We start from the raw sequence: 8,969 nt of genomic DNA, 5'->3' as shown, positions 1-8,969 counted from the left end.
TTGCCCCCCTATTCCTTCACCCATTAACACCATGACCTTAAGCCCCTTGCCCCCCTATTCCTTCACCCATTAACACCATGACCTTAAGCCCCTTGCCCCCCTATTCCTTCACCCATTAACACCATGACCTTAAGTACTCTCCTTGATACCGCCATTGACCGCATTGGGGACACCAACCCCCAACTGTTCCGGGAATTGAAAGGCCGGTTAACGGTGCGATCGCTCCTCACTATCGCCGGTTTGCTGATCTTCGCCCAAGCCCTGACCCTGATCGCCCTGATCGGCATGGAGCCGAGCTATATTCTCACCACGTCAACCTATTGCCAGATGCCCGCTGATTTTCCCCTCTCGCAGATCGTCGATGATCGATGTCCGAAACAGTGGATTGACCTGTCGCAATGGTGGCTTCAGGCTAACCAATTAGCCTTTTTGTGGATTGCGGTGGGGATTATGTTTCTGCTCATCGGTGGCGGCATGTATCTGTTGATCAACGATTTAGCGAAAGAAAAACGCCAAGGCACAATCAACTTTATTCTTTTCAGTCCCCAATCCACCCGCACCATCGTTTGGGGAAAAATCCTCGGCGTGCCCAGCTTGCTCTATGGGGCGATCGCGCTGAATCTTCCCTTTCATCTCTGGTTCGCGCTTCAGGGACACCTAGGGATCAAAGCGATCGTCAGTTTTTACCTCGCCCTCGCCCTGATCACCGCCGTCTACTTCCACATCGCCCTCCTGGCCATCACCCTCAGTAACACCCTCACCGGCCTCGAAGCTTGGCTCGTTAGTGGTGTCAGTTGCGCCCTGCTTGCCTTTCTGAACTATGTTCCCGTTGAATACGATGCCCCGACCCTGATGCGGTGGATCAAATTCTGGTGTCCATCGACCATCCTGCCCTTCATCTTGAACCGGCAAGGCACAGAGCAACACCAACTCCTAGACCGCATTCCCTTCCACCATGGCCCCCTCTTCGATTGGACGTGGTTTGGCCTCCCCATTGGCCAGGTTGAGACCCTTTTTCTGGGGCTGATGTTGCTCCATGGCGGATTTTGCCTCTATTGGTGCGATCGCGCCCTCATTCGTCGCGTTCGCAACCCCAGCGCCACCGTCTGGACAAAGACCCAAGCCTATGGCATCTTTGTCGGTTTTAACCTGATCTGGCTCGGCTTCTGCTGGTCAGAGTTTACCCAGTCCATCCTCTTTACCAACCCAGCACAACTATGGTGTTGGATGGTCTATGTTGTTGCCCTCATGCTGATCGTCATGGGGTCCACCTGTCCCCAACGCCAACCCCTGATCGACTGGGCGCGATATCGTCACGAGTTCGAGCATCGCCGCTCCTTCATCCGAGATTTACTGATCGGTGAAAATAGTCCTAACCTCATGGTTGTTCTCGCCATGGGCAGCCTCCTCGTTCTCGTGCCTGTCCTCGCCACCCAGTTCGATCCTGCCGACCGAGAGGACATCCTCATCGCTGCCACCATGACGACCCTGTGGCTGTTTACCTATACCCTCCTCTCCTACGTCACCTTGCTATGGCCCACGTCCCTTAAAAATCCACTCGCGGTGAATCTCCTGATCTTTTTTGGTACCTGTCCGCTCACAATCATGCTGGGTCTGGGGCTGATCAATGCGTTAACGTCTCAATATGGGTACGGCGAAGAACTGTATCTGATTGCGATTGTGGTGCTGGATAGTATCGCGTTTTGCATCGGTGCAATATCCATGAGTCGTCAACTGCGGTTTTGGGGCCAATCCGACTGGCAAGCCATCTTCACCCTCGATGCCGCCACCCCTCAACCCCGTCTCCGAGGGCGTACTTCAACTGCAACGGATGTGGAACTGCACACCACACGGGGGGGTGGGGTATCCTGAAAAGCATCAACGGGTGTCGAGCATGGGCATGTTGATGCTGTTTTGAAGGGTGCTTTTACCCTCTTCCCATCCTGTTTTGTGATTTATGACCGTAACTTCTCCTGACGAAAAAACCGGCCTTGGTACATTTGGCGGTGTCTATACCCCTTCGATTTTGACGATTCTGGGGGTAATTATGTACCTCCGGTTTGGTTGGGTGGTGGGGAATGTGGGCCTGCTGGGGACGTTGCTGATCGTGACGCTATCGACGGGGATTACCTTTATTACGGCGCTGTCGGTGAGTGCGATCGCTACCGATCGCGTCATCCGAGTCGGCGGGGCCTACTATATGATTAGCCGCTCGTTGGGGATTGAAACCGGCGGCGCGGTGGGTATTCCCCTCTACTTTGCTCAGGCGCTTTCCGTTGCCCTCTACACCCTTGGGTTTGCCGAAAGCCTCGCCCAAACCTTTCCGGCCCTGAATCAAACCTATGTGGCGTTGATTACGACGATTTTAGTGGCGGTTTTAGCGTTAACCTCGGCGAGTATCGCGATTCGGGCCCAATATTTCATCATGGCGGCGATCGTGCTGTCCCTGATTTCCTTTGGCTTTGGCCATGCGGTCGAACCGACCACGGTGGAATTGTGGAACCGTGACGGCGAACCCTTTTGGGTGGTGTTCGCGGTGTTTTTTCCGGCAGTGACGGGGATTATGGCCGGGGTGAGCATGTCGGGGGATTTAAAAGATCCGACGCGATCGATCCCCGTGGGAACCTTGGCCGCTGTGGGGACGGGCTATGTGATTTATATGGGATTGCCGCTAATTTTGGCCTTTCGCGCCGATAGCCAGACCTTGATTGAGAACCCCTTGATCATGCAACAGATGGCGTTTTGGGGGCCGGCGATCCTGTTGGGGGTGTGGGGGGCAACGTTGAGTAGTGCGATCGGGAGTATTTTGGGTGCGCCGCGAGTGTTGCAAGCGATCGCCCGCGATGGTGTGTTACCCCATTGGCTCAATGCCCTCGGTCATGGCAGCGGTAAAGAAGACGAACCCCGCATCGGGACAGCGGTGACCCTCGGTGTAGCGGTGGCGGCGGTCTGTGTGGGCGATCTCAACTTGATCGCCCCAATCCTGACGATGTTTTTCCTTACCACCTACGCGATCCTCAACGTGGCGGCGGGCATTGAAGGTTTTTTACAAAGTCCCTCCTTTCGTCCTGCCTTTCGGGTTCCTTGGCTGCTGTCGATGGTGGGGGCTTTTGGGTGTTTGGCGGTGATGTTTTTGATCAATGCCGTGGCGACGGCGATCGCAGCCTTGATCGTGCTAGGGATTTACGTCTGGTTACAACAGCGGGAATTGATGGCCACCTGGGGCGATGTGCGGCGGGGGATGTGGATGGCACTGCTGCGGGAAGGGATTTTTCAAATGGGGCAGCAGGAAGACCCGAAAAACTGGCGACCCCATGCCCTCGTCCTGTCAGGCATTCCGAGCAAACGCTGGTCGTTGATTGAACTAGCCGATGGCTTCACCCACAAACGCGGCTTAATCACCGTGGCGAGTATTCTCCCCAGTGGCTCGCGGGATATGGCCCAACAGATTGAAATTGAAGACCGGCTACAGGATTATCTCGAACGTCAGGGCGTGCAAGCTCTTGTCCGCTTGATCACCGCTGATAACCCCTTTGATGGGGCGAAGCAGTTGGTGGAAGCCTACGGGTTAGGTTCGATCATGCCCAATACGGTGATTTTAGGCGATAGCGAGGCAGTGGAACGACGGGAGGCCTATTGTGAGATGCTGCGGGCGATTCACTTGGCAAAACGAAGTTTGATTATTTTGCGGGAGAATCGCGATCGCAGCTTTGGACAACGGCAACGCATTGATGTGTGGTGGGGGGGGCTACAAGCGAACGGCAGTTTGATGCTCTTGCTGGCCTATCTGCTGCGCAGTAATGTGAATTGGCGTGATGCGGATATTTACGTGAACCTCGTGGTTCCGGATCACGATGCGGCCACGTCTGCCCATGAAAACCTGGATAATCTCTTGGCGGGGCTGCGATTGGGGGCAATTCCGCAAATTCTCATTGCGGAGGGGCGATCGTTCTCGGAAATTCTCCAGGCCTCTTCCCAAGAGACGGATCTGATCTTCCTCGGTATGGCCAAGCCCACCGAACAATCATTCACAACCTATTACGAAAGCCTCCAAGCCCGCACCATCGGCCTCCCCACCACTCTTTTTGTCCTCGCCGCTCCGGATTTCGCCTTTGAGGAAATCCTGACCGAAAGCGTATGGTGATTGTGGCCTATGCGGGACAGCAGAGAGATAGCAGTGGACAACTTGATTCGGACAGGCAAGGGGCTTAAAGCCCCTTAACTTGATTCGGACAGGCAAGGGGCTTAAGCCCCTTAACTTGATTCGGACAGGCAAGGGGCTTAAGCCCCTTGTTCCAGAGTCTCTGAATGTCCTAACTACCTTGGCTAGTGCTATAAAAAAATGCCGGGGAGAGTATTCTCCTCGGCAAAAGGGTGATGATTTTTATCGTTTGACTCTGAAGAAACGGGTTTATTTGATGAAGAGCATTTCTTCATAGGTGGGCAGGGGCCAGAAGCTATCGGCCACCAGTCCTTCTAAGGAATCGGCACATTCACGCACTTGATCCATCAGGGGGCGAATGGTAGACGCACAGTATTGCATGTGCTCTTCGGTGGAGCCGATGTCATGCTTGGCGAGAGCGGTGCTTAACTCTTCCACGGCGGCCATCATGGAGTTGGTGAGGGTGGCGATCGCCTCTGCACTGCCTTTGTCTAGGGTGATGCCCAGACTGGTTAAGTTCGTCATTGTTGCGGACAACTGAGAAAGATAGTCCACCGCCGCCGGGTAGATGCGGGTTTTGGCCATGCCAATCACCAGTTTTGCTTCCACTTCAATGGACAGAATGTATTGCTCGGCATAGACCTCAAAGCGGCTTTCCAGTTCCACGGGAGTCAGCACCCCTGTTTTCGCAAACAGATCCTGGACAAACTCAGCGCGGAGGTAGGGGAGAGCGTCGGCGGTGGTGGGCAGGTTGGCGAGGCCCCGCTCTTCGACGGCCATTTTGTGCCACTCTTCTGAATAGCCGTTGCCGCCAAAAATCACAGAACCATGGGCTTCCATCACATCTTTGAGCACGGTGATGATGGCTGTGCTTAAGTCCATGCCGGTGGAAAGTTCGCTTTCAAGGCGATTCCCGATCCAGTCTAAGGATTCGGCCAACATCGTATTGAGGACGACGAGGGGGCCGGACACGGATTGATTGGAGCCGACGGCGCGGAATTCAAAGCGGTTGCCGGTGAAGGCGAAGGGGGAGGTGCGGTTGCGATCGCCCGCATCCTTGCTTAAGGGAGGCACAACGGCAATCCCCAGATCCATCACCCCTTTATGCTTCGATTCCGTCACCGTTCCGGTTTTGATTTGCTCAAACACCTCTTCGAGTTGGGAACCGAGATAAACGGACATGATCGCCGGGGGAGCTTCATTCGCCCCCAAGCGGTGATCATTACTGGCCGTTGCGATCGCCGCCCGCATCAGCGGCCCATATTTATGCACCCCACGAATCACCGCCCCACAGAACACCAAAAACTGCGCATTCTCATGGGGAGAATCGCCGGGATCAAGGAGATTTCCTTGGGTCGAATTGCCCACAGACCAGTTGACATGCTTCCCAGATCCATTAATCCCCGCAAAGGGCTTCTCATGGAGCAGGCACATAAACCCATGCTTTTTCGCCGTCTGCTTCAAGATCGTCATCGTCAGTTGTTGATGATCGCTCGCCACGTTCGCCGCTTCAAAAAACGGTGCGATCTCAAACTGTCCCGGCGCAACCTCGTTATGGCGCGTCTTAGCTGGAATCCCCAGCTTGTACATCATCTCTTCCACATCCTGCATGAAGACCTGGACGCGATTGGGAATCGCCCCAAAATAATGGTCGTCAAACTCTTGCCCTTTGGCCGGAGCCTTGCCGAACAACGTCCGGCCCGCCAAGAGCAAATCCGGGCGTTGGCTGGCAAAATTCGCATCCACCAAGAAATACTCTTGTTCTGCCCCGCAGCTAGAATTGACATGGGCCACCTGATCACAGCCCAAAAGCTTCAACACTTTCCGCGCTGCTTTATCCATGGCGGCAATGGAGCGGAGCAGCGGCACTTTCTTATCGAGGGCTTCCCCCGTCCAAGAGACAAAAACTGTGGGGATGCAGAGCGTTGCCCCGTTATCCGTTTCCATCACATAGGCCGGACTGGTGACATCCCAAGCGGTATAGCCCCGCGCCTCAAACGTGCCGCGAATCCCCCCGTTCGGGAACGAGGAGCCATCGGGTTCCCCTTGCACTAACACTTTGCCGGAAAATTCAGAAATGACTTTACCGTCCCCTTGCACCGAGATGAAGCCGTCGTGCTTTTCGGCGGTCAAGTTGGTCATGGGATAGAAGACGTGGGCATAGTAGAGTGCCCCGCGTGCTAAGGCCCAATCTCGCATCGCGGTGGCCACGGTGTCGGCAATGGAGGGGTCTAACTTTTCTCCCGTCACAATGGTGTTTTTAATCGATTTAAACACCACCTTCGGTAAGGTTGCCTGCATTTTAGTCAGGTCAAACACGTTCTCAGCCCAAATATCTTCCAGGCGTTCTGGGGGTTTAGAGGGCAGGGGGGTGCGATTGGTGATTTGATGGATGGCTTGGGCCCGAGCTGTATTTCCGCTCATAAATCTTGTTACCTGGAGAGACTAGTGCAGTAGATGGTACTAAAAGCGGTTGTGTAAAACGGGCATTAGAGATACAAAATGCGGGGGGATGCTGCGACCCTGTCGATCAAACGCCTGAGGTGATGGGGGTGTGGCAATTCTTGAAGAATCGCTAACGGCTATGATGATCGGGGGTTGGTTGTGGTGATCCTGTGACGTTGAGGGGTGAACCGAAGCATGCGGGGGGTGGGCTGCCCGATGACGTGACGATCGCACCCCCCCGGATTTGAGAACAGAATTGAGGGTAACTATGGGGTTAATTTTATTGTGGCATCGGCGTGATGTGCGGTTGAGTGACCATCTTGGTTTGCAGGTGGCGCGGCAGAGGAGCCGTCAGGTTGTGGGGCTGTTTTGTTTTGATCCGGGGATTCTAGAGCGGGATGATGTGGCTCCGGCGCGGGTGGCGTATCTGGTGGGATGTTTGGCGGCATTAGCGCAACACTATGCGGCGGTGGGGAGTCAGTTGCTGATTCTGCGGGAGTCGCCCCAGACGGCGCTGGTGCGGTTGGCGGTGGCGTTGCGGGCGGCGGGGGTGGTGTGGACGGAGGATGTGGAACCCTACGCCAGGGAGCGCGATCGCACCCTCCGCCAGGCCCTGACCGCTGCCAATATTCCGGTACATACGGTGTGGGATCACCTCCTTTGTGAACCGGGTCAAGTGCTCACCAAGGCGGGCAGCCCCTACACGGTCTATGGCCCGTTTTGGAAAACCTGGCGATCGCAGCCCAAGGCCGCACCCTGCCCAACGGTGACGGATCTCCAGGGCTTGACCTCGGCAGAAAGTGCGATCGCTACCGCTGCCGGAGCCACCGCCTTACCCACCGCTGCTGAATTAGGGTTTATCTGGGAGAATGGTTTTCCCGTGGAACCGGGGGAAACAGCAGCCCTTGAGCGGTTGGAGGAATTTTGCGATCGCGCCCTGGCCAGCTACGACGAACGCCGCAACTATCCCGCCGATCCCGGCACATCCCAACTCAGCGCCGCCCTCAAATTTGGCGCGATCGGGATTCGCACCGTCTGGCACGCCGCCCAAACCTGCTACGAAGCCGCCCGCTCCGACGAACACCGCACCAACATCCAAACCTGGCAACAGGAACTCGCCTGGCGGGAATTCTATCACCACGCCCTTTACTTCTTCCCCGCCCTGGCCGACGGCCCCTATCGCGCCCCGTTTCGTGATTTTCCGTGGCAGAACAACCGCGAGCAGTTTCAAGCCTGGTGTGAGGGGCGAACCGGCTATCCGATTGTGGATGCAGCGATGCGACAGTTGAATCAAACCGGCTGGATGCACAACCGCTGTCGGATGATCGTCGCCAGTTTTCTCACCAAAGACCTGATCATTGATTGGCGCTGGGGTGAAAAATACTTTATGCAAACCTTAGTAGATGGAGATTTAGCCGCCAATAACGGCGGGTGGCAGTGGAGCGCATCCAGTGGGATGGACCCGAAACCGTTACGGATTTTCAACCCCAGCAGTCAAGCGAAAAAATTCGATCCCGACGGGGACTATGTGCGGCAATGGGTGGAAGAGTTGCGATCGCTCGATCCCGAACCCTTAGTCACAGGTCAGATCTCCCCCTTAGAACGCCTCGCCTGTGGCTATCCAGAACCCATCGTGGATCATGCCATTCAGCAACGCACCTTCAAACACCTGTATAAAACGGCCAAACAATCCAGCGAATCCCCTTAAGAATTCTGCTGAACCGAGCAATAACGAGGATGAATACTGCGCTGCTTGCGTCGCAAATGGTAAAAAATTCGGTCAACCATGACACGAGCTTCTTCGCTGAGGGTGTCTTCTTGGCGCAGATGGTGAAGAATTGCCGCTTGTTCAGGCGTAATCTCTCGAATGTCTGCAATGCGATGATAGAGATCATGCAACAGTTCAAGATGTTGCAGACGTTGATTAAGTTCAGGGGAATTAATGATGTGCAACATAAGAAGAAACCCTTGGCAAAAAGAACTGCGACCCCCTCACTGTAAGCACAAGCTGTGAAAAACCTGTGAAGGAATAAGAGTTATAGCACTAGTGCCGCGTCAATGCCAAGAATTAGGCTGTTTGTAGGGTGCTGTTAGCGAAGCGTAACGCACCGTCACGTTGAGCGTTGGACATTCAAGACAATCCGAATATTAAGTCTTGACTCTGTACTAGCCAGGGCAGTTAGGACATTCAGAGACTCTGGAACAAGGGGCTTAAGCCCCTTGCCCGTCCTAACGAATTTGTCCACTCCTATACTTTCCTGAAAACAATGTGAAAAAAAACAAGCCGGAACCCTCCCACCTGGTTGACTGACAAAATTAGCCAGATCCCGGAAAGCCCTCACCCTAGCCCTCTCCCTAAGGG

5 protein-coding genes are annotated in these 8,969 nt (G+C 54.9%); 3 read left to right on the top strand and 2 right to left on the bottom strand.

The genetic code is table 11. The features are described from left to right. Positions 1–123: 123 nt before the first annotated feature. Together PN477_RS10965 and PN477_RS10960 are read left to right on the top strand one after the other, a co-directional pair. Positions 124–1,872: an ABC transporter permease family protein gene (locus PN477_RS10965; RefSeq protein ID WP_272115560.1), complete on the top strand. Its 1,749-nt coding sequence runs from the start codon at positions 124–126 to the stop codon at positions 1,870–1,872. 85 nt (positions 1,873–1,957) lie between these two features. Beyond that, the gene (locus PN477_RS10960; RefSeq protein ID WP_272115562.1) at positions 1,958–4,144 is read left to right on the top strand and encodes an APC family permease; all 2,187 of its coding nucleotides are present in this window, start codon (positions 1,958–1,960) and stop codon (positions 4,142–4,144) included. 267 nt (positions 4,145–4,411) lie between these two features. On the opposite strand, the gene PN477_RS10955 is transcribed toward PN477_RS10960, so the two are convergent. Continuing rightward, the gene (locus PN477_RS10955; RefSeq protein WP_272115564.1) at positions 4,412–6,586 is read right to left on the bottom strand and encodes a glutamine synthetase III family protein; all 2,175 of its coding nucleotides are present in this window, start codon (positions 6,584–6,586) and stop codon (positions 4,412–4,414) included. Between the two features lie 289 nt (positions 6,587–6,875). Here PN477_RS10955 and PN477_RS10950 point away from each other — a divergent pair, with 289 nt between their 5' ends. After that, positions 6,876–8,315: an FAD-binding domain-containing protein gene (locus PN477_RS10950; RefSeq protein ID WP_272115566.1), complete on the top strand. Its 1,440-nt coding sequence runs from the start codon at positions 6,876–6,878 to the stop codon at positions 8,313–8,315. Here PN477_RS10950 and PN477_RS10945 read toward each other — a convergent pair. Next, entirely contained in the window at positions 8,312–8,563 is a 252-nt protein-coding gene (locus tag PN477_RS10945; RefSeq protein ID WP_272115568.1) for a hypothetical protein, read from the bottom strand. The genes PN477_RS10950 and PN477_RS10945 overlap by 4 nt on opposite strands. Positions 8,564–8,969 lie beyond the last annotated feature (406 nt).

Origin of the sequence: Spirulina subsalsa CS-330 (genome assembly GCF_028330765.1) — a bacterium.
Classification (GTDB): Bacteria; Cyanobacteriota; Cyanobacteriia; order Cyanobacteriales; family Spirulinaceae; genus Spirulina; species Spirulina subsalsa_A.
Note: the sequence above shows the minus strand (reverse complement) of the source record. Positions and strands in the feature narration are given on the sequence as shown.